15 protein-coding genes and 1 riboswitch are annotated in these 23,536 nt (G+C 72.3%); of the genes, 7 read left to right on the top strand and 8 right to left on the bottom strand.

All coding sequences use genetic code 11. The annotated features are described in order from the left end of the window. From nuoK to KIT14_23475, 4 genes are read left to right on the top strand one after another with little or no spacing between them, the layout of a single operon-like run. On the top strand, nucleotides 1-327 hold the full coding sequence (nuoK, locus tag KIT14_23490; GenBank protein ID MCW5893490.1) for an NADH-quinone oxidoreductase subunit NuoK: 327 nt from the start codon (nucleotides 1-3) through the stop codon (nucleotides 325-327). Further along, a complete protein-coding gene (nuoL, locus tag KIT14_23485; protein MCW5893489.1) occupies nucleotides 321-2,207 on the top strand; it encodes an NADH-quinone oxidoreductase subunit L in 1,887 nt (628 codons plus the stop codon). Before nuoK ends, nuoL begins: the two co-directional genes overlap by 7 nt. Further along, complete coding sequence (locus KIT14_23480; GenBank protein ID MCW5893488.1) at nucleotides 2,207-3,739, top strand: NADH-quinone oxidoreductase subunit M; 1,533 nt, start codon at nucleotides 2,207-2,209, stop codon at nucleotides 3,737-3,739. Before nuoL ends, KIT14_23480 begins: the two co-directional genes overlap by 1 nt. Continuing rightward, nucleotides 3,736-5,196, top strand: a complete 1,461-nt coding sequence (locus KIT14_23475) for an NADH-quinone oxidoreductase subunit N (GenBank protein MCW5893487.1) — start codon at nucleotides 3,736-3,738, stop codon at nucleotides 5,194-5,196. The genes KIT14_23480 and KIT14_23475 overlap by 4 nt, the downstream gene beginning before the upstream one ends. 67 nt (nucleotides 5,197-5,263) lie before the next feature. Here the strand turns inward: KIT14_23475 and KIT14_23470 are convergent, their stop codons facing one another. From KIT14_23470 to KIT14_23450, 5 genes are all read right to left on the bottom strand, one after another. Beyond that, the gene (locus KIT14_23470) at nucleotides 5,264-6,184 is read right to left on the bottom strand and encodes a ketopantoate reductase family protein (GenBank protein ID MCW5893486.1); all 921 of its coding nucleotides are present in this window, start codon (nucleotides 6,182-6,184) and stop codon (nucleotides 5,264-5,266) included. A 9-nt stretch (nucleotides 6,185-6,193) separates the two neighbouring features. Beyond that, entirely contained in the window at nucleotides 6,194-6,817 is a 624-nt protein-coding gene (locus KIT14_23465; protein MCW5893485.1) for a LemA family protein, read from the bottom strand. 83 nt (nucleotides 6,818-6,900) lie between these two features. Continuing rightward, nucleotides 6,901-7,629, bottom strand: coding sequence for a hypothetical protein (locus KIT14_23460; GenBank protein MCW5893484.1), 729 nt, complete (start codon nucleotides 7,627-7,629; stop codon nucleotides 6,901-6,903). Between the two features lie 137 nt (nucleotides 7,630-7,766). Then, nucleotides 7,767-8,618, bottom strand: a complete 852-nt coding sequence (locus KIT14_23455; GenBank protein ID MCW5893483.1) for a hypothetical protein — start codon at nucleotides 8,616-8,618, stop codon at nucleotides 7,767-7,769. A gap of 214 nt (nucleotides 8,619-8,832) precedes the next feature. Further along, nucleotides 8,833-9,279 (bottom strand): MaoC family dehydratase, encoded by a 447-nt coding sequence (locus KIT14_23450; GenBank protein ID MCW5893482.1) that lies wholly within the window; start codon nucleotides 9,277-9,279, stop codon nucleotides 8,833-8,835. A gap of 164 nt (nucleotides 9,280-9,443) precedes the next feature. Further along, nucleotides 9,444-9,563: riboswitch (cobalamin riboswitch) on the top strand. 165 nt (nucleotides 9,564-9,728) lie between these two features. Between KIT14_23450 and KIT14_23445 the strand changes: the two genes are divergently transcribed. Both KIT14_23445 and KIT14_23440 read left to right on the top strand, forming a co-directional pair. Next, nucleotides 9,729-11,744, top strand: coding sequence for a TonB-dependent receptor (locus KIT14_23445; GenBank protein MCW5893481.1), 2,016 nt, complete (start codon nucleotides 9,729-9,731; stop codon nucleotides 11,742-11,744). A gap of 113 nt (nucleotides 11,745-11,857) precedes the next feature. After that, nucleotides 11,858-13,459, top strand: coding sequence for an alkaline phosphatase D family protein (locus KIT14_23440; protein ID MCW5893480.1), 1,602 nt, complete (start codon nucleotides 11,858-11,860; stop codon nucleotides 13,457-13,459). 43 nt (nucleotides 13,460-13,502) lie between these two features. Here the strand turns inward: KIT14_23440 and KIT14_23435 are convergent, their stop codons facing one another. Together KIT14_23435 and KIT14_23430 are read right to left on the bottom strand one after the other, a co-directional pair. Continuing rightward, nucleotides 13,503-14,171 (bottom strand): hypothetical protein, encoded by a 669-nt coding sequence (locus KIT14_23435; protein MCW5893479.1) that lies wholly within the window; start codon nucleotides 14,169-14,171, stop codon nucleotides 13,503-13,505. A gap of 112 nt (nucleotides 14,172-14,283) precedes the next feature. Beyond that, on the bottom strand, nucleotides 14,284-19,275 hold the full coding sequence (locus KIT14_23430; protein MCW5893478.1) for a hypothetical protein: 4,992 nt from the start codon (nucleotides 19,273-19,275) through the stop codon (nucleotides 14,284-14,286). Between the two features lie 209 nt (nucleotides 19,276-19,484). Between KIT14_23430 and KIT14_23425 the strand changes: the two genes are divergently transcribed. Next, the gene (locus KIT14_23425; GenBank protein ID MCW5893477.1) at nucleotides 19,485-21,665 is read left to right on the top strand and encodes a cyclic nucleotide-binding domain-containing protein; all 2,181 of its coding nucleotides are present in this window, start codon (nucleotides 19,485-19,487) and stop codon (nucleotides 21,663-21,665) included. A gap of 55 nt (nucleotides 21,666-21,720) precedes the next feature. On the opposite strand, the gene KIT14_23420 is transcribed toward KIT14_23425, so the two are convergent. After that, nucleotides 21,721-23,493, bottom strand: a complete 1,773-nt coding sequence (locus KIT14_23420; protein MCW5893476.1) for an NAD(P)/FAD-dependent oxidoreductase — start codon at nucleotides 23,491-23,493, stop codon at nucleotides 21,721-21,723. Nucleotides 23,494-23,536 lie beyond the last annotated feature (43 nt).

Raw genomic sequence — 23,536 nt, 5'->3', positions numbered from 1 at the left:
ATGACGCCGGAGCAGCTCCTCGGGAACGCGCCGCCGTCTTGGTACCTCGTGCTCAGCGCCGTGCTCTTCGCCATCGGCGTGGTCGGCGTGCTCGTGCGCCGCAACCTGATCGTGATCTTCATGTGCGTCGAGCTCATGCTGAACGCGGTCAACCTGAGCTTCGTCGCCTTCGCGCGGGCGCAGGGCGTGATGGACGGGCAGGTCATCGTCTTCTTCGTGATGGCGGTGGCCGCCGCCGAAGCCGCCGTCGGCCTCGCGATCATGCTCCAGCTCTTCCGGGTCCGGGAGACCATCAACGCCGACGAGGTGACGACGCTCCGATGGTGACCGCCACTCCCACCGAGCTGCTGCGCTGGATCGTCGTCCTCCCGTTCCTCGGCGCGCTGTGGAACCTGTTCCTCGGCCGTCGGCTGAAAGGGTCGGTGACGCTGGTCGGACCGGGTGTTCTCCTGGGGGCGTTCCTCGTCGGCGTGAAGGCGATCCTCGACCTGCACGCCCTGGGGCACGACGCCGCGCTACGCGACGCCGTCTTCACCTGGATTCCCGCGTCCGAGTTCACCGCCGAGGCGGCGCTGTGGCTCGATCCGCTGTCGGCCATCATGGTGATGGTCATCACCGGGATCGGCTTCCTGATCCACGTCTACTCCGTCGGGTACATGCACGACGACGCCGACGTCGCGCGCTTCTTCACGTATCTGAACCTGTTCGTCACGGCGATGCTGATCCTGGTGCTCGCCGATAACCTTCTCCTGCTGTTCGTCGGCTGGGAAGGGGTGGGGCTCTGCTCCTACCTCCTCATCGGCTTCTGGTACGACAAGGAGGAGAATGCGATCGCCGGGAAGAAGGCGTTCATCGTCAACCGCGTCGGCGACGCGGGCTTCCTCCTCGGGCTGTTCCTCCTCGTGCAGACGGTCGGGACGGTCGACATCTCGTCGCTGCCGCAGCACGTCGACGCGCTCCGCACCGCGACCATCGGCGGGGTGCCGGTGGCGCTCGCGATCGGGCTCCTCATGTTCGTCGGCGCCACCGGCAAATCGGCGCAGATCCCGCTCTACGTCTGGCTGCCCGACGCCATGGCCGGCCCGACGCCCGTCTCGGCGCTGATCCACGCCGCCACCATGGTGACCGCGGGCGTCTACCTGATCGCCCGCATGCACGTGCTCTACGCGCTGGCGCCGGCGGCGCTCGAGGTGGTGGCGATCATCGGTGCGTTCACGGCGCTGCTCGCAGCGCTGATCGCGATCACCCAGACCGACATCAAGAAGGTCCTCGCGTACTCGACGGTCAGCCAGCTCGGCTACATGTTCCTCGGGCTGGGCGTCGGGCTGCCCGGCGCCGCGCTCTTCCACGTCGTCACGCACGCCTTCTTCAAGGGCCTCCTGTTCCTGGGCGCCGGCAGCGTGATCCACGGCATGGGCGGCGAGCAGGACATGCGCAAGATGGGCGGGCTGCGCCACCACATGCCGCTCACCTGCCTCACCATGCTGGCCGGGACGCTCGCGATCTCCGGCGTGCCGCCCCTCTCGGGCTTCTTCAGCAAGGACGAGATCATCTGGGGCGCGGTCGCGGGACCGCACGCGCAGCCCTGGCTCGGCGTGATCGGATACCTCGTCGCGTTCCTCACCGCCCTCTACATGGGCCGGCTCTTCTGCATGACCTTCCTCGGGACGCTGCGCGCCGACGAGCATACGAAGCACCATCTGCACGAGTCGCCGGCGGTGATGACGCTGCCCCTCGTCGTGCTGGCGCTGCTCTCCGTGGGCGGCGGCTTCATCCCGATCCCGGCGATCGTCGAGCTGGTGACGGGCCATCCGCACGGCCACGCGCACGCGCCGCTGTGGGCCCTCGTCCTCGCGAGCGGGCTCGCGTTCGGCGGGCTGGGTCTCGCGTATGCGCTCTACGTCGTCGCACCCGACGCGCCGGTGCGGCTCGCCGCGAACCTCGGGGCGCTCTACCGCCTGTCGCTGGACAAGTTCCGCATCGACGAGCTCTACGATCGCCTCATCGTGCGGCCCCTGTTCGCGGCGGCGGGCTTCCTCGCCTCGACGATCGATCAGGGGCTGATCGACGGGGCGGTCAACGGGAGCGGATCGTTGGTCTCCGAGGCGAGCCGCCTCGTGCGGCGGCTCCAGACCGGTAACGTCCAGCACTATGCGTTCTCGTTCCTGGTCGGCGTCGTGCTGCTGCTCGGGTGGATGCTCCGCTGATGGGCCTGCTCTCGTTCGTCACCTGGAGCCCGCTGATCGGTGCCGTCCTCCTCGCGCTCCTGCCGCGCGAGCCGGTGCGGGGCGTGCGGCGCGCCGCGCTGGTGTTCTCGTTGATCCCGTTCGTCGCGTCGCTGGTCATGCTGGCGCGCTTCCAGACGGGCGTCGCCGACTTCCAGATGGTGGAGCGCCTGGCGTGGATCCCGTCGTGGGGGATCGGCTACGAGCTGGGCATCGACGGCATCAGCCTGTTCCTCGTGGTGCTGACCACGTTCCTCGTCCCCATCGTGATGCTCAACGCGTGGGGCGACGTGCACAAGCACGTGAAGGAGTACTTCGCGTTCATGCTGGTCCTCGAGACCGGCATGATCGGCGCGCTCCTCGCACTCGACCTCTTCCTCTTCTACGTCTTCTGGGAGGTCATGCTCGTCCCGATGTACTTCCTCATCGGGCTCTGGGGCGGCGAGCAGCGCGTCTACGCGACGATGAAGTTCGTGCTCTTCACGATGGCGGGCAGCCTCCTCATGCTGGTCGCGATCCTCTACGGCGCCTGGCAGGTGAAGGTCGCAACGGGCGCGTTCGGCTTCTCCTACGAGGCCTTCGCGGCGCTCCAGCTGCCGCTGCGCGAGCAGCTGCTCCTGTTCGCGGCGTTCGGGCTCGCGTTCGCCATCAAGGTGCCGCTCTTCCCGCTGCACACCTGGCTGCCCGACGCGCATACGCAGGCGCCGACCGGCGGCTCGGTGATCCTCGCCGGCGTCATGCTGAAGATGGGGACCTACGGCTTCCTGCGCTTCGCGATGCCGCTGTTCCCCGCGGCGGTTGCCGAGGCGACGCCGTGGATCGTCTGGCTCTCCGCCATCGGCATCGTCTACGGCGCGCTCGTCGCCACCGTGCAGCCCGACATGAAGCGCCTGGTCGCCTACTCGTCGGTGTCGCATCTCGGCTTCGTCATGCTGGGCATGTTCGCGCTGACGCCGACGGCGGTCGCCGGCAGCGTCTACCAGATGCTGAACCACGGCCTTTCGACGGGCGGCCTCTTCCTCATGGTCGGCATGGTGTACGAGCGCCGGCACACCCGGAAGATCGCCGACTACGGCGGGCTCTGGGCCGTCGTGCCGCGCTACGCGGCGGTGTTCCTCGTCGTCATGTTCGCGTCGGCCGGGCTGCCGGGGCTGAACGGCTTCATCGGCGAGTTCCTCGTCCTCGTCGGCACGTTCCCGGTGCACCCGTGGGCGACGGCGGTGGCGACGAGCGGCGTCATCCTCGGCGCGCTCTATCTCCTGTGGATGTATCAGCGCGTGATCTTCGGGCCCGTCACCCACGAGGAGAATCGCAAGCTGACGGACCTGTCGCCGCGCGAGGTCGTGGTGATCGCGCCGGTGATCGCGATGTGCGTCTTCATGGGCGTCTATCCGAGGCCGTTCCTCGAGCGCATGCAGCCGTCCATCGACCGGGTGATCGCGCGCGTGCAGGCGGCCTCGGCGGCGCAGGCGCCGCCGACCGTGGTGGCGGACGCCGCCGGAGAGACGCGATGACGGCCGAGCTCTCCAGCTTCGTCAGCGGCTGGCAGGCCGGCTGGCCCGCCTTCCTCGTCGGCCTGACGGCGTTCGCGGTGATGTTCGCGGACCTGGTCAGCGACGGCAAGGATCGCGACGGGCTGGTGATCGTCGGGCTGATCGGGCTCGGCATCACGGCCGCGTTCAGCGTGAGCGCCTGGTTCGGCACGGGGGACCCCGGCGGGTTCCAGAACACGCTGCGGGCCGACCGCTTCGGCCTGTTCTTCACGGTCGTCATCTGCGCCGCGGCGGCGCTGACGCTGCTCATGTCGGTCGAGTACCTGCGCGAGCACGACCTGCCGGCCGGCGACTACCATGCGCTGGTGCTGCTCTCGACCTGCGGCATGGTCTTCATGGCGCTGGCGAACGACCTCATCGTCGTCTTCATCTCGCTCGAGGTCATGTCCGTGGGCGTCTACGTGCTCTCGGGCATGCTGCGCGGCGACAAGCGGTCGATCGAAGCCGCCATGAAGTACTTCCTGCTCGGGGCGTTCGCGAGCGGGTTCCTGCTCTACGGCATCGCGTTCTTCTACGGCGCGACCGGCACGACCCAGCTCGACGGCATCGCGCAGGTGCTCGCCCGCGACGGCGTCGGCCCGATGGCGCTGCTCGGGATCGTTCTCGTCACCGTGGGCTTCGGGTTCAAGGTGGCGCTGGTGCCGTTCCAGGGCTGGACGCCGGACGTCTACGAGGGCGCACCCACCCCGGTGACGGCCTTCATGGCGGTCGGCGTGAAGGCCGCGGCCTTCGCGGCGCTCGTGCGCGTGTTCGCCACCAGCCTCGAGGCGGCGGCGGTCGACTGGACCGGCATCCTCCAGGTGCTCGCGGTCCTCACCATGAGCGTCGGCAACGTCGCCGCGATCGCCCAGCGCAGCGTGAAGCGCATGCTCGCCTACTCGAGCATCGCGCACGCGGGCTACGCGCTGGTCGGTCTGGTCGCCAACTCGGCCGAGGGCGGCTCCGCGGTGCTGTACTACCTGGCCGCGTACACCGCGATGAACGTCGGCGCGTTCGCGGTGCTGATCGCGCTGGGTCGCCGCGGTGAGCCCAACGACGACCTCGACGCGATGGCCGGGGTCGGCCTGCGCCAGCCGATTCTCGGGCTGTCGATGACGGTGTTCATGCTCGCGCTCGCGGGCTTCCCACCGACGGCCGGCTTCGCGGGCAAGTTCTACCTCTTCAGCGCCGCCATCGACGCCGGCCACGTGACGCTGGCCATCATCGGCGTCCTGAACAGCCTGGTGTCGGTGTACTACTACCTCGGCGTCATCGTGCAGATGTACATGGTCGAGGGGACGCTGGTGCCGGTCTCGCCGCGCTCGCGACCGTGGCTCCTCTGGGTCATCTTCGCCTCGGTCGTGGCGACGTTCTGGCTCGGCGTGCTGCCGTCCGGGCCGATGGACGCAGCACGCGCCGCGTTCGCGTCGCTGGGGTAGGGCCGGCGCCGCGCCGGGCGGCGCGATCCCACCCCGATCTTCGGCAACGCGCTTCGGCCTCGGGACACTAGCCGACGGACAGCCCGGCGAGGAGGCCGAGGAGCAGGCGGTTGACCGGCACCGCCACGCCGGCGCGCTCCCCGGCCCGGACGACGGCCCCGTTGAGCGCGTCGTGCTCGAGGCGCGTGCCGCGACGGCGGTCCTGGAGCATCGAGGTCGGGAAGTCTGGCATCTCGCTCGCGCTCTCGGCGAGCACGGCGTCGAGACGGCGGCGGCGGACGGCGATGCCGAGCGCGGCGGCGACGGCGTCGGTCTCCTCCATGGCACGACGCACGAGGGCGCAGGTCTCGGCGCGGGCGACGACCGGGCCGACCGGCTGATCGACGAGGGTCGTCACCGCGTTGAAGCCGGCGTTCCACGCCAGCTTCTCCCAGGCGACGACGAGGACGTCGCGCCGCAGCTGGTGGGGGATGCCGGCGCCGGCGAGCGTCTCGCCGAGACGGCGGGCGCGCGGCGAGAGGCGGCCGCCGGGCTCGCCGAACAGGATCTCGCCGCGGCCCGTGTAGCGCACGACGCCCGGTCCGGTCCGCTCGACGCCGATGCGGGTGAGGCCGACGAGGAGCGGCGGCAGGCCGAGGCGGGCGGCGAGCGACTCCTCGTTCTCGATCCCGTTCTGCAGCGAGAGGACGATCGTCTCGGGCGCGACGACCGGGGCCAGCGCCGCCGCGGCCGCCGCCGTGTCGTACGACTTCACGCAGACCAGCACCAGATCGGGCGCCGCCTCGGGGAAGGCGTCGCGCGGCGTGGCCACGGCCCGCAGGGTCGGGGCGGCGAGCGGGCCGTCGGGCCGCTCGACGCGCAGGCCGCGGCGCTGGAGCGCCTCCAGGTGCTCGCCGCGCGCCACCAGCACGGTGTCGTTGCCGGCGCGCGCGAGCAGCGCGCCGAAGTAGCTGCCGACCGCGCCGGCCCCATGGACGAGGATGCGCACGGGGCGGGCTCAGGTGCTCGGCGCCGCGGCGTCCGCCTCGCCGGATTCGGCCGAGGTGGCGGTGTGGAGATAGGGCGCCGCTTCGAAGCCGAGGAGCTTGGCGTAGAGGCGCGTCGGGAAGCCGTCGAGCGCGCCGTTGTAGTCGCGGACGGCGGCGTTGAAGCGCTGCTCTTCGGCGGCGAGCCGGCGGTTCGTGTCCGCGACGTCGCGCGCCAGGCTCTGGAAGCGGGGGTCGTCGCGCAGCGCCGGGTGGTGGGCGGCGAGGGCGACGAGACGGATCGCCGTCTCGCCGAGGCCGCTGGCCGCCTCCATGCGCTCGCTGCGGGCGCTCGCGGCGAGCATGCGTGCGCGAGCATCGGCCGCCGCCGAGAGCAGCGCCGTCTCCTTGGCCGCGTTCGCGCGCACCACGGGCAGCAGATCGCCCAGCAGCGCGCCACGTCGGTCGAGCTCGCGCTCGACGCCGGACCAGGCCCGGCTGATGCGCTCCTGCTGCGCGGCGAGGTCGTCGTACGCACAGCCCGGGGCCGTCGCGATCAGCAGCGCCACCGTCGCGCGGCGCATCAGTGCGCGCGCGCGTCCACCTGCCCGGGATATCCCGCTGTGCCCGTCGCCGGGCACGATCGTGCTCGCCATGCCGGTGTCCTCCTGGGCCGTGAACGCCGGCCCGACGCCGTCAGCGTAGCGGACGGGCGCGGGAATGGAGAGCAGGGAGGGCGCTAGGCCCCGAGGGCGTCGAGCGCGTCGATGACCCGCTCCATCTCGCCCAGGAGCGCATGGAACGATGCATGGAGATTGGGCGGGACGAGGCGTCCTCCTGCCTGGCGGTGCTCGAGCAGCATGGCCAGCACGGGCAGGGGACCGAGCCGCTCGGCGGCGGCCTCGAGCGCGTCAGCATAGCGCTGGCCGGGCGTGGCGCCCGCGAGGCGCAAGGTATGGCGGAGGACGATGAGGACGCCCTTCAGGGACTCGACCATGAGGCGCTCGAGGGCGGTGGGGGCGCCGCCGGTGGAGAGGAAGAGCGCCCGCAGCCGCAGGAGCTTGCCGCGCGCCTCCTGCTCGCACTGCCGCCGCAGGGCCTCGGGGTCGAGGGTGACGTCGGCGAGGAGGTCGGAGCCGGCCAGGACGCGGTGCTGACGCCGGATGTCGTCCAGCTCCATCGGGAAGGTGTCGCGTGCCCGGTCGAGGAATCCGGCGTCGATCACCATCGGGATGGCGAAGCGGCGACGCTGCCATCGCCCGACGACGGGGGCCATGGCCTCGAGTGCCGGGCCATCGACGCTGTCGAGCACGACGACGCTGTTCAGGTCGGATCGGCCCTCCAGCCAGTCCTCGCCCGCCGCGCTGCCGTGCAGGGCGAGGCACCCGAGCTGCGCACCCAGGGCGGCGACCAGGTCGCTCGTGAAGTCGCGGATGCTGCGCTCGACGTGCTCGTCGGGTCTGCCCATGGGAGCGGGCTGCATAGCGGGCACATTGACGCGCCGCAACCATGCGCAGGCCCCCGAAACGACGACGGGGGAGCGATGCCGGCGCACCGCTCCCCCGTCCGGATGCCGGCGGCCCGCACGAGGGCCGCGGACGGCGATCAGTAGGTCATGTTGATCGACCAGGTGCCGACGACCCAGGGGTCGTCGTTGTCGTTGTAGAACTTGTTCACGTTGCCGAAGGTGTAGACGTAGGCGCCGGCGCTGGCCGACCACGAGCCGTAGTCCTCGCCCATGAAGGCGAGCGGGACGCTGAAGATCGCGCCCGCCCGGAAGAAGCCGAAGGTCTCGTTCGAGTTGCTGAACGGGCCCTCGTAGTAGTTGTCGATGCCGATGCCGAGCTGGAGCGGCACCGCCAGCGACACCGGATAGTCCTCGCTCTCGAGGATGGTGAACGACGGGCCGGCGTTGAACTCCATGTAGTCGCCGCGCTTGTCGCCGAGGGCGGTGCCCTCGAGCTCGTGCGCCCAGAGGAAGCTCGGCGACATCGCCCACATGCCCAGCCACTCGCTGTCGTCGAGGCTGAAGGACATGTCGAACTCCTGCACCGTGGAATAGGCGCCGTTCGGATAGGTGTAGGCGATGTAGAAGGGCTTCACCTCGAGCTTGTTGAAGAAGGTGAACTTGGCGCCGAGGTAGACGTCGGACTCGTACCAGTTGGTCGGGCCGCTGACGGCGCCGGTGGCCTTCGAGTGGACCGAGTTCCAGGTGCCGATGAAGGGCGTGAAGCCCGTGAAGATCGCGTTCTCGTCTTCGTCCGCGAAGAGGTTGATGTTCACCTCACCGTAGGGCTGCCAGATGAAGCCGTTGCGCTCCTGGAGGATGCCGCGGAAGAAGTAGGCCGTGGTGAAGTCCATGCCCACGCTGAACTCGATCTTCCCGCTGTTCGGGCCCGCCGCCGCCGGCGTCGCGAACAGCGCACCCGCCAGCCCGAGCATGGCGAGTCGCCCCATCCATCGATTCGTTGTCCTCTGCATTCACTTCCCCCTTCCGTTGATCGTGCGTCTGGTTTGAACTTCGCGATGCGTCGAACGACGCCCGCGACGACACGATCGGTGCACGATTCCGATCGTCGCTCGCGGGCTCGAAACCCGCTTCGCGGAACTCGTCAGCTGGTGGCGAACGTCACGAGCTGAAACTCCTCCTCCACCTTCCCAACCCCACAGCTCAGGACGGCCGTCGGGGCACCAGCACGCGCCGTCGGAGCGACAGCACGCGCTCGCCGCGCTGGTTCAGGGCGCGCGTCTCGACGTAGACGACGCCCCGGTCCGATCGGGTGCTCGACGGCGTGACCTCGAGGACCTCCGACTCGGCGTAGATCGTGTCCCCGTGGTACGTCGGCGCCAGGTGCAGCACCTTCTCGTACTCGAGATTGGCGATCGCGTTCTCGCTGACGTCCCGCACGCTCATGCCGACCGTGAGGGAGAACACCAGGGTCCCGTTCACCAGACACCGCCCGTGCTGACTCTGACTCGCGAAGTGCTCGTCGAAGTGCAGCGGGTTGGTGTTCATCGTCATCAGGGTGAACCAGGTATCGTCGAAGTCGCGGATCGTCCGGCCGGGCCAATGCTTGATGAGCTCCCCGGGACGGAAGTCCTCCAAGTATCGACCCATGTCCGACGGGCCTTGAACCGGAAGAAGGGCAGGCGGTCAAGTGCGAGGTCCCTCGGCCAAACCCTTGACTCGCTCCCGACGGGCGGCTAGCGGCGCCCGCTCGCGACGCATCGCGCTTGACGCCGGCGCGAGGGGCCGGTACGTGCCCCCGACCTCGACGCGCGAGGGAAGGGGGTGCGAAGCCCCCGCTGCCCCGCAGCTGTGTGGGGGGACGATCCCGGTCACGACCACTGCCCGAGGGCGGGAAGGAACCGGGGGAGGACGATCCCCGAGCCAGAAGACCTGCGCGCCGAGGCCAGCGGACGCCTTCCGCGGGGAAGGAGCTGGGGATCGCGATTCGGGCGTGCATCAGGGCCGGGCTTCTCGCGCTGGCGGCCGCGACGTCGGTCGTCGCCGAGGAGCGTGCGGCGCCCGCCGGGCCTGCGGAGAGCGGAGCGGAGGCCGTCGCGGTGGAGCCGGACGGGCAGGATATGCCGGCCCAGCGCCTGCCCGAGGTCGTGGTGACGGCGCCGCCGGTGCTCCCGGATCTGCGCGAGATCGACGCCACCGGCTTCGCGACGCTGATCGACACGCGCTCGGCCCCGACCAGGGTCGAGACGCTGGCGGACGCGCTCTCCGATTCGGTCGGCGTCCAGGTGCGCCGCTTCGGCGGCCTCGGCGACTTCGCCACCGTCTCGGTGCGCGGCTTCTCGCCGCGGCAGGTGCAGGTCTACCTCGACGGCGTGCCGCTCTCGCGGGCGGAGAACGAGACCGTCGACCTGAGCGAGCTGCCGCTCGACGCCGTCGAGCGCGTCGAGGTCTACCGCGGCACGACGCCGCTGCGCTTCGCGCAGGCCGGTCCCGGGGGCGTCGTCAACGTCGTCAGCCGCCGCCCCGGCGCGTCCCCGGTGACGGCGGCCAGCGCGTCGTACGGCTCGTTCGAGACCCGCAAGGTCGACGTCACCCGCAGCGCCACGGTCGGCGACTGGGACTACCTCCTGTTCGGCCACTACATGGGCACGCTGGGCGACTTCCAGTACCGCGACGACGTCGGCACGCCCGAGAACCCCGACGACGACCGCGAGCTCACCCGCATCAACAACGACTTCAACCTCGGCAGCCTCACCGGGCGGGTCGGCTGGCGGCCGCAGGACGGGCTCCAGCTCGCGCTCACGACCGACACCTTCGGGCGCAACCGCGGCTATCCCGGCCGCGGCTTCCCGCAGGACGCCAACGCCCGGCGCCAGACCGTGCGGCACCTCTCACGCCTCGACGCCATCGTCGAGCCGAGCCCGGGCCTGCCGGTGCGCGTCGACGGCAGCGCGTTCCTCCTCTACCAGTGGCAGAAGTTCGAGGACCCGCTCGGTCCGGTGATCCAGCTGACGAGCGACGTCGAGGACACGAGCCTCGTCGGCGGCGGCCAGGTGGTGCTCGAGAGCGCGCTCGGCCGCCACCAGCTGCCGTCGCTGCTGCTCGCCGTGAGCCACGAGACCTTCGGGCAGACCGACCAGATCGGCTCGCGCGGCGCCGAGCCCGGACGCCAGCCCGACCGCACCCGGCTGCGCGGCACCGTCGGCGCCGAGGACCGCATCGTGCTCCTCGGCGAGCGCCTGTGGATCGTGCCGGGGCTGCGTTGGGAGGGCTTTCGCGACGACGCGCCGCCCGATCCCCGGCTCGCCCCCGTCCTCGACGCGAGCGGCGTCGTCACCCGCAGCGTCTGGTCGCCGCGGCTCGGCATACGCGGGGTGCCCTGGCCGGGCGTGGAGCTGCTCGGCAACGCCGGCCACTACGAGCGCGTGCCGAGCCTCCAGGAGCTGTTCGGGCTTTCCGGCACGGTGATCGGCAACCCCGATCTGGTGCCCGAGAAGACGCTCAACTGGGACCTCGGCTTCCGCCTCGCCCGCGAGACGCTCGGGCCCGGTCTGACGGCGGCGTCGTTCGAGTACGCCTACTTCGACAACCGCATCGACGACGTCATCGTCGTCGTGCCGACCAGCGTCAGCGTGTTCACGAGCCGCAACGTCGCCGCCGCGCGTGTGCGCGGCCACGAGGTGTCCGCGGCCGTCCGCCTTTGGGATCGCGTCGGCCTCACGGCGAACTACACGCACCAGGACGCGGTCGACGAGAGCGGCACCTTCAACGACGGCAACAAGCTGCCGGGACGGCCGGCGCACGAGGCCTACGCGCGCGCGGAGCTGGCCTGGTCGCCGGCGCGTCCGCTGCCGCTCGGTGCCTGGGCGGCGCGGGTCTGGCCGGGCCGGCTCTGGCTCGACGCCAACCTGATTGCCGACAACTGGCTCGACACCGCCAACACCCAGCTCGTGGCCCAGCGCGACATCTACGGCGTCGGGTTCGAGCTCGAGCCGTTCGCGCCGCTGCGCATCGGCTTCGAGGTCCTGAACTTCACCAACGACCAGACCCGCGATGCGCTCGACTTCCCGCTGCCGGGGCGGTCGTTCTACGGCACGGTTTCCTGGGGATTCTAGCGTCGGGACGCCCCGGCGCGGGGGCCATGTCGTGTGAAAAGCTCGTGAGCCGTCGGCGGGGCGACAACGCAGCCATTGCGACGGCGCGGCGCGCTCGGGTATCCCCGCTCGCGATGTCGACCCTCGATGCCGTCTCCCGCCTCGCCCTCACGCGTCCCGTCTCGCGTCGCGGCTTCCTGCGCGCCTCCGCCGCCGCCTCGGCGCTCGCGGGCCTCGGCTGGCTGCCCGGCCCGCGCGCCTTCGCCGGCACCGGCTCGTTGTTCGCGCTCGGGGTCGCGTCCGGCGACCCGGCGATGCGCTCCGTCGTCCTGTGGACGCGGCTCGGGCGCGACCCGCTCGCCGAGAACGGCGGCATGACCGCCGCCCGCGTCCCGGTGCGCTGGGAGGTCGCGCTCGACGAGAGCTTCACGCGCGTCGTGCGCAAGGGGAAGGTGCTCGCGACCGCGGCCGGCGGCTACGCGGTACACGCCATCCCGGCCGGCCTGCGGCCCGACACGTGGTATTTCTACCGCTTCATCGCCGAGGGCGAGACGAGCCGCGTGGGCCGCACCCGCACCATGCCGGCGCGCAACGCCGCCCCGGGGCAGCTGCGCTTCGCGCTCGTGTCCTGCCAGGACTACCAGAACGGCTACTTCGCCGCGTATCGCGACATCGCCGAGCAGGACCTCGACCTGGTCGTCCACGTCGGCGACTACATCTACGAGTACGGCGCGAATGCGACCGCGGTGCGCCAGCACGTCGGCGGCGAGACGCAGACCCTGGCCGACTATCGGCAGCGCCACGCGCTCTACAAGCTCGATCCCCAGCTCCAGGAGGCGCACGCGCGCTTTCCCTTCCTGGTCACGTGGGACGACCACGAGGTGCAGAACAACTACGCCGGCCCGTTCTCCGAGACGGGGATCGAGGCGAAGGCGTGGGCCGCGCGGCGCGCGGCGGCGTACCGCGCCTACTGGGAGCACATGCCGCTGCGGCCGTCGGCGCGCCCGAAGAAGAACGGCATGACGCTGTACCGCCAGCTCGACTTCGGTCCGCTGGCGCGCATCTTCATGCTCGACGGCCGCCAGTACCGCACCGATCAGCCCTGCGACGCGCCGTCGCTCGACATCGCGCCGACCTGCCCGGGCGACTCCTCGCCGGACGGCACCTTCCTCGGGGCCCGTCAGGAGAAGTTCCTCCTGCGCGGCCTCGAGCGGTCGCGCGCCACGTGGAACGTCCTCGCGCAGCAGGTGATGATGATGCGCGGCGATCTCGCCGACGCCTTCGGGTCGTCGGTGCCGGTCTTCAACATGGACGCCTGGGACGGCTACCAGGCCCAGCGCCAGCGCCTCCTCGACTTCCTGGCGCGGGGCAAGGCCGCGAACCCGATCGTCCTCACCGGCGACATCCACTCCGCCTGGGCGGCCGATCTGAAGCAGGACTTCCTCGACCCCGCGTCGCCGGCGGTGGCAGCGGAGTTCGTCACCTCCTCGATCACCTCCGACTTCCCCGCGGTGTTCGTCGATCTCATCGAGGCGAACCTCGGCCCGAACAGCAAGAACCCCCACATCTACTACTTCGACGGCCGCAAGCACGGGTACGTCCGCTGCACCGTGACGCCGGGCCTGTGGCGCTCGGACTACCGCACCGTCGAGTCGATCCTCGATCCGAACGCGGCCGCGCAGACCGCCGCGTCGTGGGTCGTCGAGGCGGGGGTGCCGGGGACGAAGCCGGCCTGAGCGGGGCCGAGCCGAGGAGACGCCGGCCGGCGGCCGGCGTCGATCACGGATACGAGGTCCGCTGCCCCGTCACCGTGTCGTAGAGCGTCTGCATGATCTTGCCGTCGCCGCAGATGTGGCACTGGTAGCCGACGGGCGAGACGGCCTCGGGCGGGCACTGCGCCGGCCGGGTCGGACCGCACTGCGCCGGCGTGGGCGGGAAGTCGATGCCGTCGTTGCTGGTGCAGCCGGCGCTGCCGGCGAGGACCGGCGGCACGGTGGCGCCCGAGCACGCCGCGCTGCCGCTGCCGAGCGTGCAGCACTGCCCCTTCGCCAGGTTGCAGCAGGCGAAGCCCGCGCAATCGAGGCTGCTGCTGCACGGCGCGCCGTCGGCGATGGTCGTCGTCGTGCTGCCGCTCGTGGTGGTCGTGGTGGTGACGCCGCCGCCGATCGTCGTCGTCGGCGTGCCGCCGAACGTGCCCGCCCCGCAGCAGGTCTCGAGCGGGTTCTTGCGGCAGCACTTCTTGATCTGCCGCGTGCAGGCGCGGCCCGCGATCCTGCGGCAGCGCTTCTCTTTCCCCGGCCTGCACTCGAGGACACGCGTGCTGGTGGCGATGCAGCGCTCCTTCGCCTCGGGGCAGGTCTCCCGCTTCACCTTGCATTGCGGCTTCGCGAGCGCGACGGCCGGGACGGCGAAGGCGAGGAGCAGCAGGGCGGGGACGAGACGGTGCATGGGGCGCGAAGCTATCATGCCTCGCGTTCGTGCCTAGACGATCCAGCTCGTCGCCCGCCCCGCGGGAGCCGGACAGTCAGCCGGGGCATCCGCCGTGCCCTCCGCGCCGCCGTCACCTCGGCTTCTTCGTCACCACCTGCCGGAAGCAGCGATCACCGATCGTGATCCGCACCTCCGACGCGGCCGCCGGCTGGTCCGCCGCCGCGGCGGTGAACCAGCGCTTGGCCTTGGCGACCAGCTTGAAGCGGCCGGGGGTCTTCTTGCCGCCGGCGACGAGCGTCACCTGCTGGAGCCCGGGCGTCTTCACCTTGTAGGACCATTGCGTGCCCTTGCGACCCTTGGGCGGCAGGGCGCCGACGGCGGCGACGGCGATCGGATCGGTGTCGGCGTCGAGGAAGCGGACGCCGACCGGCGCGTCGGTGTAGGCGTCGAGCGGGAGCGACACCTTGAGGCTCAGGAGGCCGGCCTCTTTCGCCGTCGAGACCTTCACCACCGCCTTGGGGTCGCCCGCCGCCGGGCAGCAGGTGCAGTCGGGCGTGCAGGCGCCCGGGCACGCCGCGTCGTCGGCACCGTCGCAGGCCTCGGCGCTCTCGCGCGTGCCGTTGCCGCAGAACCTGACGTCGCAGAGATCGCCGACGCCGTCGCCGTCGGAGTCGGTCTGATCGGCCGGGCCGGTGTCGGGACAGTTGTCGAGGTGGTCGGGGACGCCGTCGCCGTCGCTGTCCGGGCTCGCGGGGACGATGCCGCTCTGCAGGCAGTGGCTGTCCGGTGGGCAGTCGGCGTCGCTGGCGCAGACGCCCGTCTCGCGCATGCAGGCGCTGCCGGCGTGGCAGAACGTCGTCGGCGGGCAGTCGGCGTCGTCGGAGCAGACGCCGGCGACGGGCTCGGCGCAGCGGCCGGACGACACGTAGACGGTCGCGCTGCTCGTGCCGCCGGTGGCGCCGCCGGCGAACGGATCGACGCCGTCGTGCACCGTGCCGATGACCGTGGTGCGCCCGCTGTCGAGGTCGAAGACCTGGATCACCAGGTCGAGCGTGTCGCCGTCGCCGTTGAGGTCGCTCGGCCCCTGGTCGGCCTCGAGCGTGAGGAACTTCACGGAGCGCGGCAGCACGCGATAGGGCTGGCGCGGGTCGCACTCGGCGAGCGTGCACGGCACCACGGCCTGACCGGTCTCGTGCAGCGTGCCCGCCTGCATGTCCCACACGACGAGGACGTCGTCGGCGGTGTCGCCGTCGCCGTTGCGGTCGGTGCCGCCGGCGGATTCGGGCGAGCGGAACGCGAGCAGCGTCTCACCGCACACGAACTCCGCAGCACCGAGCTGCGTGTCGAGGAGGGTACCCGCTCCGGCGGTGTCCCAGATCTGGAGGATGCGGTCCTCCTGGTCGCCGTCGCCGTTGCGGTCGGCGCCCTGCGCCCACTCGGGGGTGATGAACGGGACGAGCGTGCCGCAGACGGCGAGGTCGTCGGCCGCCTCGCCGACGTTGGTCCAGGCGCCCGCGCCGAGTGCACGGACGTGGACGACCGTGTCGTTCGCGTCGCCGTCGCCGTTCAGCACCGTACCGCCCTGGCCGGCTTCGTCGGCGAGCGCGGCCAGGTGCGACGCCGAGAGCGCGACCCGCGTGGCCGCGAGGCCGAGGTTCACGACCGGCCCGGCGCCCGGCCAGAGCTGCACCACCGCGTCGTCGGTGTCGGCGTCGGCGGCCGGGTTCAGCGAGCCGCCGGGGCAATCGGGGGTGCCGGCGGCCGATTCGGGGCGGAGGAACGCGGCTCGGCCGTCGGCGACGGCCACCTGGTCGGCGGGGCAGAGCGTCGTCGACGTCTGCGCCGCGGCGTCGAAGACCGCGAGGACCGTGTCGTCGAGCGCGCCGTCGGCGAAGAGCTCGAGCCCGAGGTCGGACGTGGTGCTGCGCACGAAGGCGTCGACGTGCCCCAGCGTATCGCCGGCGACGAGGTCGCCGGCGCCGCTGCGGAAGGCCACCGTGCCGCCGTCGTACGAGAGGCGCGGCGCGAACGCGTGGCCGCCGGTGCCGGAGACGCCGCCCGGGGCGGCGCTGACGCGCTCGGTGGTGCCGGTGAGGCGGTCGTAGACGAACGCGTCCTGGAAGCCGTTGGCGTCGCCGGGGACCGCGGCCGCGGCGTCGGGGGCGTCGAAGCCGACGAAGCGTCCGTCGCCCGAGATCGACGCCGTCGCGCCGAAGCCGCCGTACGCCGGCACGCCCGAGGGCAGCAGGCGACGGCCGGTCGCGGCGCTGACGAGCTCGGTGACGCCCCTCGCCCGGTCGCGGGCGTAGAGGTCGATCGCAAAGTTCGAGTCGCTCGGTACGAGCGCGGCCTCGCTGCCGAAGACGACGATGCGCCCGTCGGCCGAGATTGCGAGCGAGCCTAGGAACCCGGAGAACCCGAAGCCCTCCTCACCGCGGGTGGTGACGCTGACGCGCTCCGTGCGCTGCGCGACGCGGTCGCGCACGAAGACGTCCCGCCACCAGCCGCTGTCGCCGGGGACGATGGCCGCATCGTCGGAGGCGAAGACCACGTAGCGGCCGTCGGCCGACATCGCGCCGAAGAACGTGCCCTCGGTCTCGCTGCCGTCGTCGCGCACGTTCACGCGCTCGGTGGTGCCGGCGAGCCGGTCGCGCACGAACAGGTCGTAGGCGTCGTTGGTGTCGTTCGGGACGAGATCGGGATAGTCCGCGTAGAAGAGCACGAAGCGGCCGTCGTCGGAGATGTCGATCACGTCGCAGCTGACGAGGAACGGGTCGCCGCCGGTGCCTTCGGTGCCGGCGGAGCTCAGGCTGACGCGCTCGGTGGTGCCGAGCAGGCGATCGCGCACGAAGACGTCGCCGTCGCCGTTGCCGTCGCCGGGGACGACCGAGAAGTCCATGGTGCCGAAGGCCACGTAGCGGCCGTCGCCGGAGATGGCCGCTCCCAGCACGCTCGAGAAGAGCAGCTGCGTGCCGGCGGCCGTCAGGCTCACCCGCTCGGTGACGCCCGTCACGCGGTCGTGCACGAAGGCGTCGGCGATGCCGTTGGTGTCGTCCGGGACGAGGTTCGAGGCGGCGCTCTGGAACAGCACGAAGCGTCCGTCCGTGGACAGGTCGAGGTACGGCCCGGTGTCGTAGGGGAAGACGTCCTGGTTCGCCTCGACGCCGCCCGGACCGACGCTCGCGCGCGTGGTGACGTTGGGGGCGGGGCCGCGCTCCGGGCGACGGTAGAACACGCGCCCGTTCGAGATCGCGAGTGCGCGGCCGTTCACACGCAGCCCGGCGTCGGCGACGTGCGGCGGCACCAGCGTCGCCGTGCGCTCGCCGCCGCCGAGCGCGAAGACGCGCAGGATGGCATCGCGGCGGTCGTCGTCGCCGCTCTGGTCGCAGTAGCCGCCGGCCGCCTCCGACTCGAGGAACGCCACCAGATCGCCCTCGGTCTCGACGGCGGGATAGGTGAACGGCGGATCGCTGATGCGCACGACCGCACGGCCCTCGGCGTCGGCGGCGACGCCGGTGCAGCCGGCGGGCGCGCCCATCGCCTGGGTGCGACCGGTGGTGCGGTCGCGCAGCGTCACCACCGAGTCGACGCTGTCGCCGTCGCCGGACTCGTCGCTCAGCCGCGTCGACTCTTCGATCGTGAAGGCGAACACCGCCGCGCTGCCGGCGCTCAGGCTCTCGAGCGGGATCGCCGTGGTCGCCTCGAGGGCGTAGCTGACGCAGGGGTTGCCCGGCCCCGGGCAGTCCGGCCCGGCGGCGCACGGGCCGTGCGGCGCCAGCTGGCAGATGCCGGCCCCGATGCAGCGGTCGCCCGGCGTCGGGCAGTCTCCCGGTCCGGCACAGCCGGCGTGCGGCGGCAGCAGGCACGAGCCCGACGCCTGGCGGCGGATGGGCAGCGGGCCGCCGTACGCGGCGGCCGGACGGAAGTCCTCGAACAGGGCTCCGCAGCGGCCGCCCGCGCATTCGGCGTCGACCGCGCAGGGTGCGTCCGGGGTCGCACCGCCGACGCAGGTGGTGGGGCAGGTGCCGCCGGGGCAGTCGCGATCGATGCTGCACGCGGCGCCGGCGCTGGGGCCGCCGGCGCAGCGTCCGGCGCGCCGGGCGAAGCGCAGGATGGTGTACGACGCGTCGGCCGATCCGAAGAGGGTCACGACGTCGGGGTCGGCGATCGACGGATCGGACTGCGGCTCGAAGATGGGCGGCAGACGCGCGCCCTCGGGCGTGTACGAGGCGAGGAAGGCGGCGTCCGGGACCGGGAAGGGCAGCGGCGACTTGATCGTGGCGCGGACGAGGCGCGGGACCGGCACGTCGTTCTGGCGGATGAGGACGCCGGACCAGTGGACGGGCAGCAGGAGGTTGCCCGCGGCGTCGACGGCGAGCTGCGCCTCGGTGGCGAGCGCGGTGCAGGGCGGGGCGTCGACGAAGCACGTCGCCTGGAAGTCGTTCGGCCGCGGCAACGCCGTGAAGCCGGGGAAGACGGCGGCGGGCGTCGACCCGCACGAGCCGTCGACGGCGAAGAAGGCGTCGATGCAGGCGAGGAGCCCGGGCCGATTCGCGCAGGTGGTGGTGGCGAGCTCGCACGGTAGCGGGCTCGACGTCGGCGTGACGGCGATCGTCGCCGGGCCGGTGGCGGTGCGGTCGTCGAAGGCGGGGGCGAAGAGCGCGTCGGTGTCGGGGAAGCGGAAGCTCAGGCGGCGCTCGCCGTTGCGCTCGACGACGGCGAGGTTCGTCCGTGGCGCCAGACCGCCGGCCTGCACGCACGCGACGCGACCCGCCCCGACCGTGGCCTCGCACGCCGTCCGCTTCGCCTGGATGCCGGGGGCGGCGCAGTCGAGCGTGGTCACGAAGGCGACGTGGCGTGCGCCGCCCGCGGGCGGCTCGAACACGACGGTGACGATGTGCGCGGACGGGTCGGCGTCGAAGCCGGGGGACGCGCCGCCGCAGCGGGCCGGGCTGACGCCGATCTCGACGAAGTCGCCCGGCGCGGCGAACGGACGGTTGAGGTCGCCGAGCGTGCCGCGGAACGTCTTGCTCGCGCTCGGGATGAGATTGCAGGCGGCGTGTGCCCCGTGGGCCGCGGCGAGCAGCACGACGAGGAGCACGAGGCGAGGCGAGCGTGGCATCAGCGACCGGCCGCGCCGAGCTGCGGCGACGCGGGCAGCACCATAGGGACGCGTCTTGCCTGGGGTCAATCAAAATTCACTCCGGGCTCGGGCGGGGGTCGGGACGGCGCCGTTCGGGGTGCGCCGGTGGGCAACGTCGGGGCGTCGCCGCCGGCGATTTGAAGTGGGGATCGTGACGGGCGTAGACCTCGCCGGCGACGCCGAGCGCCATGCTGAGAGAAACCGAGTTCCTCGAGCAGCTCCGCCGGCTCCTCGGCACCCGGGTCCGCGGCCTGTCCGAGGAGGCGAAGCGGGAGGTCGTGGCGCGCCTCGCGCTCGAGCTGGCCGACGGCGGGGCACAGGCGCCGGCCTGCCACGTCGTTCCGTTCGTGACCGGCCGCCGGCCGCGCGACGAGGCGACGCACCCCGGGCTGGGCTCGAGCGCCAACGCCGGCCTCCTCACGTCCGACGGCGGGGCCGACAACGTCGTCCACGTCCTCTGGCGTCTCGACGAGCAGGTGACCCGGGCGCCGGACGGCGTCGGGATCGACCTGACGCTCGCCTTCACCGGCCCCGGCACGAGCGGGATGCCGCTGCCGGGCTGGGAGCATCGTCCGCTCGATCCCCTCGTCTTCGCCGCGGACGGCCACTCCCTGCGCCCGCTGCCGCTGGCGGAGGCCGCCGGCGCGACGCTCGTGGTCGCGATCCCGCCGGCCGAGGCGCTCCTGCCGGGCACGGGCTGGGCGTGGGACGACGTCGACCCCGTCGTCCGCGCCACCGCGACCGACGGCGCCGATCCGTTCACCTTCGGCCATCGCTTCCTCCAGGAGCTGCGCGTGACGATCCGGCTGACGCGCGCCGGCGTGCCGTTCGCGGCCTGCGAGGCCGTCGTCGACGTGTGCGACGCCCGCCGGCTCGGATCCCTCTATCGCCGCGTGCTCGAGCGCGTCGTCGGGCCGGACGTGGAGGCGCAGCGACGTGCCGCGCAGCGCGCGACGCTCGAGGTCGCGCACCATCCCTGGTTTCCCGTCCTCGCCATCGCCTCGGACCGGGCCGACCTCCATACGCGCGCGCTGGTCGGCGACCTCGTGCACGGCCGGCGCAACCTGACGGATCCGCGCTGGCTGCTGCGCGTCGGTCTATACCTCGAGATCCTCACCGTGCTCGGCATCGTCGAGGCCGTGCGCGACGACGTCGGCGATCTGCTGACGCCCGCCGAGCGGCGTGCGTGGGAGACGAGCCCGGTGCTCGCGCCGCTGCGCGCGGCGGTCGACGCGCAGGCCTGGCGCGCGGTGTGGGCGCGCCGCAAGATCGCGCTGGCGGCGGCCGCGGATACGCGCGGCGGCGTCTCGCTGCGCAATCTCATGGTGAAGCGGGCGACCACGCTCGCCTTCCTGCACGCCCACCACGAGGACCTGAAGCGCGCGATCGAGCTCGCGGGACCGAACGAGCACAACGCACAGGAAACCTGGCACCGCGTCTACCGCGACGCCGAGCGCGCCGTCCTGCGCAAGACCGAGACCGCCTTTCCCGAGCTGCGCCTGCTGAACGGCAAGGTGCGCGACTTCCTCCTCTGGCACCGCCAGGGCCGGCTCGACGCGCTCGGCCTGCGCAGCGTGCCTGGCGAGGGCGGCGGGGCGCTCGGCGACCAGGACGGGCTCTACGCCTCGGCCTGCACCCAGTATCGCGCCTCGATGAACGCCGTGGCTGCGTGGGCGAAGCGGCGCGGGCTCATGGACTACACCGGCGCCGAATGCGTGCCCGCCGACGTGAGCCTGCTCCTCGCCTTGATGGACGCCGCGCCCGCGCGCCAGCGCCGTCTCCAGCGCCGCGACGGCTACGGCGAGGCGCTCGACGTCGGCGCGGATGCGCCGCCCGAGTTCCAGGTGTCGCACCGCCAGATCGCCGCGCTGCTCGCCACCTCGCCCATCTTCGCGCCGCTCACCGACGCGGAGCGGGACGCGCTCGCGACGCGCGTGCGTCCCATCGCCCTCGGGCCGGTGGAGCGGATCATCGTGCAGGGGCGGCCGGGCTCGTCGCTCTTCGTGCTCGCCGACGGCAGCCTCGAGGTCCTGCGCCGCCAGCCCGACGGCGTCGACCTGCCGGTGGGCACGCTCGCGCGCGGTGCGGTCTTCGGTGAGATGTCCCTGCTGACGGGCGAGCCGCGCGGCAGCACGGTACGCTCCGTCGACGAGGCGATCGTCTACGAGATCGGCACGGACGCGTTCCGCGCCGTCGTCGCGGCGCGGCCCGGCATCGTCGACGACCTCGCCGCGCTCATGGCGGCGCGCGAGCGCGCCAGCGAACGGCAGGCGGAGCGGCGCGCGGCCGGGCGCAAAGTCGCGCACCTCTCGCGGCGCATCCGCGGCTTCCTCCTCGGGCGCCGCGCCGGCGCGGCCCCCGAGGGCTGAGGCGGCCGGCGCAGCCGCGCCCCCGCCCCCCCCCCAGCGCGTCGCGGCTGGTCCGTCAGTCGAGCTCGAGCCCGCCGAGGTCGCCGCGCTCGCGCCAGTCCCGCAGGACGCGGAAGAACGCCGGCGACCCGCCGCCGTAGAAGCCGTTGCGCGCGCCGCGCTCGGCCGGCCGGCCTTCGTTGTTGTAGTAGCCGGGCGTGCAGCTCTCGAGGAACTGGAGGTTCATCTGCGCCAGCGCGACGATGGTCTGCACCCAGTCGTCCTCGGCCTGCTGGCTCGCCTCGATGCGCGTCGCGCCGCGGTCGCGGGCGGCCGCCAGGATATGGGCGAGGTGTTTCGCCTGCTCGTCCAGCACGTGGGGGATGTTCACGGAGAACCCGGACTGCACGAGGCTCACGATGAAGCAGTTCGGGAAGCCGCGGGTGTGGAAGCCGTGGAAGGTCGCCGCCCCGTCGCGCCATTTCTCGGTGAGCGGGAGGCCGTCGCGTCCATGCACCTCGTAGCCGGCGCGGCGCGCGTAGTCGGTCCCCACCTCGAAGCCGGTGGCGTAGACGAGGCCGTCGAGCGCGTACTCCCGTCCCGCCACGACGACGCCGGCCGGCGTGATGCGCTCGACGCCCTTGCCGGCGGTGTCGACGAGCGTGACGTTCGGGCGGTTGAACGTCTGCAGGTACTCGTCGTGGAAGCAGGGCCGTTTGCAGAACTGGCGGTACCAGGGCTTCAGCGCCGCGGCCGTCGCGGGGTCTGCGACGAGCGCGTCCACGCGGGCGCGGATCTGCTCCATCTTCTCGAAGTCGGCGAGCTCCAGGTTCTCGGCGATGCTGCGCGTACCGGCGCCCGCGTCGCTGCGGAGCTGCGCCAGCAGGTTGCCGATGATGTCGGTCCAGCCGTCGTTGACGAGGTCCTCGGCTTCGGGGATGCCCGACACCAGGTTGTTGAAGTTCTCCATGCGCCGGCGTTGCCACCCCGGCCCGAGGCCCGCCGCCCAGGCCGGATCGGTGGGGCGGTTGCCGCGCACGTCGATCGACGACGGCGTGCGCTGGAAGACGTAGAGATGCTTCGCCGCCGCGCCGAGGTGTGGGACGCACTGCACCGCGGTGGCGCCGGTGCCGATCACGCCGACGACCTGGTCGCGCAGGCGGTCGAGCCCGCCGTCGCTCGTGCCGCCGGTATAGGCGTAGTCCCAGCGGCTGGTGTGGAAGGCGTGCCCGGCGAACGTCTCGATGCCGGGGATGCCGGGCAGCTTCGGGCGGTGCAGCGGCCCGTTCGCCATGACCACGAAGCGTGCCCGCAGGCGGTCGCCGCGGCTGGTCTCGACGTGCCAGCGCCGCGCCGCCTCGTCCCAGCGCAGCGCGGTCACCTCGGTCTGGAGCAGGGCCCGCTCGTAGAGGCCGTAGTGCCGCGCGATCGAGCGGCCGTGCTCCAGGATCTCCGGCGCGCGCGCGTACTTCTCCCTCGGGACGTAGCCGACCTCCTCGAGCAGCGGCAGGTAGACGTACGACTCGACGTCGCAGGCGGCGCCCGGGTAGCGGTTCCAGTACCAGGTGCCGCCGACGTCGCCGCCCTTCTCGACGAGCCGGAGGTCGTCGAGGCCCGCCTCGCGCAGCCGCGCGGCGACGAGGAGCCCGCCGAAGCCGCCGCCGACCACGAGGACGTGGACGTCGTCGTGGAGCGGCGCGCGCGCGATGGGGGCGCAGTACGGGTCGTCGAGGTAGTGGGCGAAGGCGTTCGCCATCTCGACGTACTGGTCGTTGCCGTCGGGGCGCAGGCGCTTGTCGCGCTCGGCGCGGTAGCGGGTACGGAGGCCGTCGGCGTCGAAGGTCGGCATGGGGACGGGGGGACCCTAGGGCGCGGGCGCGCGCGAGTCGAGC

This window comes from bacterium, from assembly GCA_026129405.1.
Taxonomy (GTDB): domain Bacteria; phylum Desulfobacterota; class Binatia; order DP-6; family DP-6; genus JAHCID01.
The sequence above is the reverse complement of the archived record's forward strand: the minus strand, read 5'-3'. Positions and strand labels throughout refer to the sequence as shown.

Coding starts and splice junctions, on each gene's coding strand:
- nuoK (MCW5893490.1), top strand. CDS start 1: ATGACGCCGGAGCAGCTCCTCGGGAACGCGCCGCCGTCTTGGTACCTC.
- nuoL (MCW5893489.1), top strand. CDS start 321: ATGGTGACCGCCACTCCCACCGAGCTGCTGCGCTGGATCGTCGTCCTC.
- KIT14_23480 (MCW5893488.1), top strand. CDS start 2,207: ATGGGCCTGCTCTCGTTCGTCACCTGGAGCCCGCTGATCGGTGCCGTC.
- KIT14_23475 (MCW5893487.1), top strand. CDS start 3,736: ATGACGGCCGAGCTCTCCAGCTTCGTCAGCGGCTGGCAGGCCGGCTGG.
- KIT14_23465 (MCW5893485.1), bottom strand. CDS start 6,817: ATGGCGAGCACGATCGTGCCCGGCGACGGGCACAGCGGGATATCCCGG.
- KIT14_23460 (MCW5893484.1), bottom strand. CDS start 7,629: ATGGGCAGACCCGACGAGCACGTCGAGCGCAGCATCCGCGACTTCACG.
- KIT14_23455 (MCW5893483.1), bottom strand. CDS start 8,618: ATGGGGCGACTCGCCATGCTCGGGCTGGCGGGTGCGCTGTTCGCGACG.
- KIT14_23450 (MCW5893482.1), bottom strand. CDS start 9,279: ATGGGTCGATACTTGGAGGACTTCCGTCCCGGGGAGCTCATCAAGCAT.
- KIT14_23440 (MCW5893480.1), top strand. CDS start 11,858: ATGTCGACCCTCGATGCCGTCTCCCGCCTCGCCCTCACGCGTCCCGTC.
- KIT14_23435 (MCW5893479.1), bottom strand. CDS start 14,171: ATGCACCGTCTCGTCCCCGCCCTGCTGCTCCTCGCCTTCGCCGTCCCG.
- KIT14_23430 (MCW5893478.1), bottom strand. CDS start 19,275: ATGCCACGCTCGCCTCGCCTCGTGCTCCTCGTCGTGCTGCTCGCCGCG.
- KIT14_23425 (MCW5893477.1), top strand. CDS start 19,485: ATGCTGAGAGAAACCGAGTTCCTCGAGCAGCTCCGCCGGCTCCTCGGC.
- KIT14_23420 (MCW5893476.1), bottom strand. CDS start 23,493: ATGCCGACCTTCGACGCCGACGGCCTCCGTACCCGCTACCGCGCCGAG.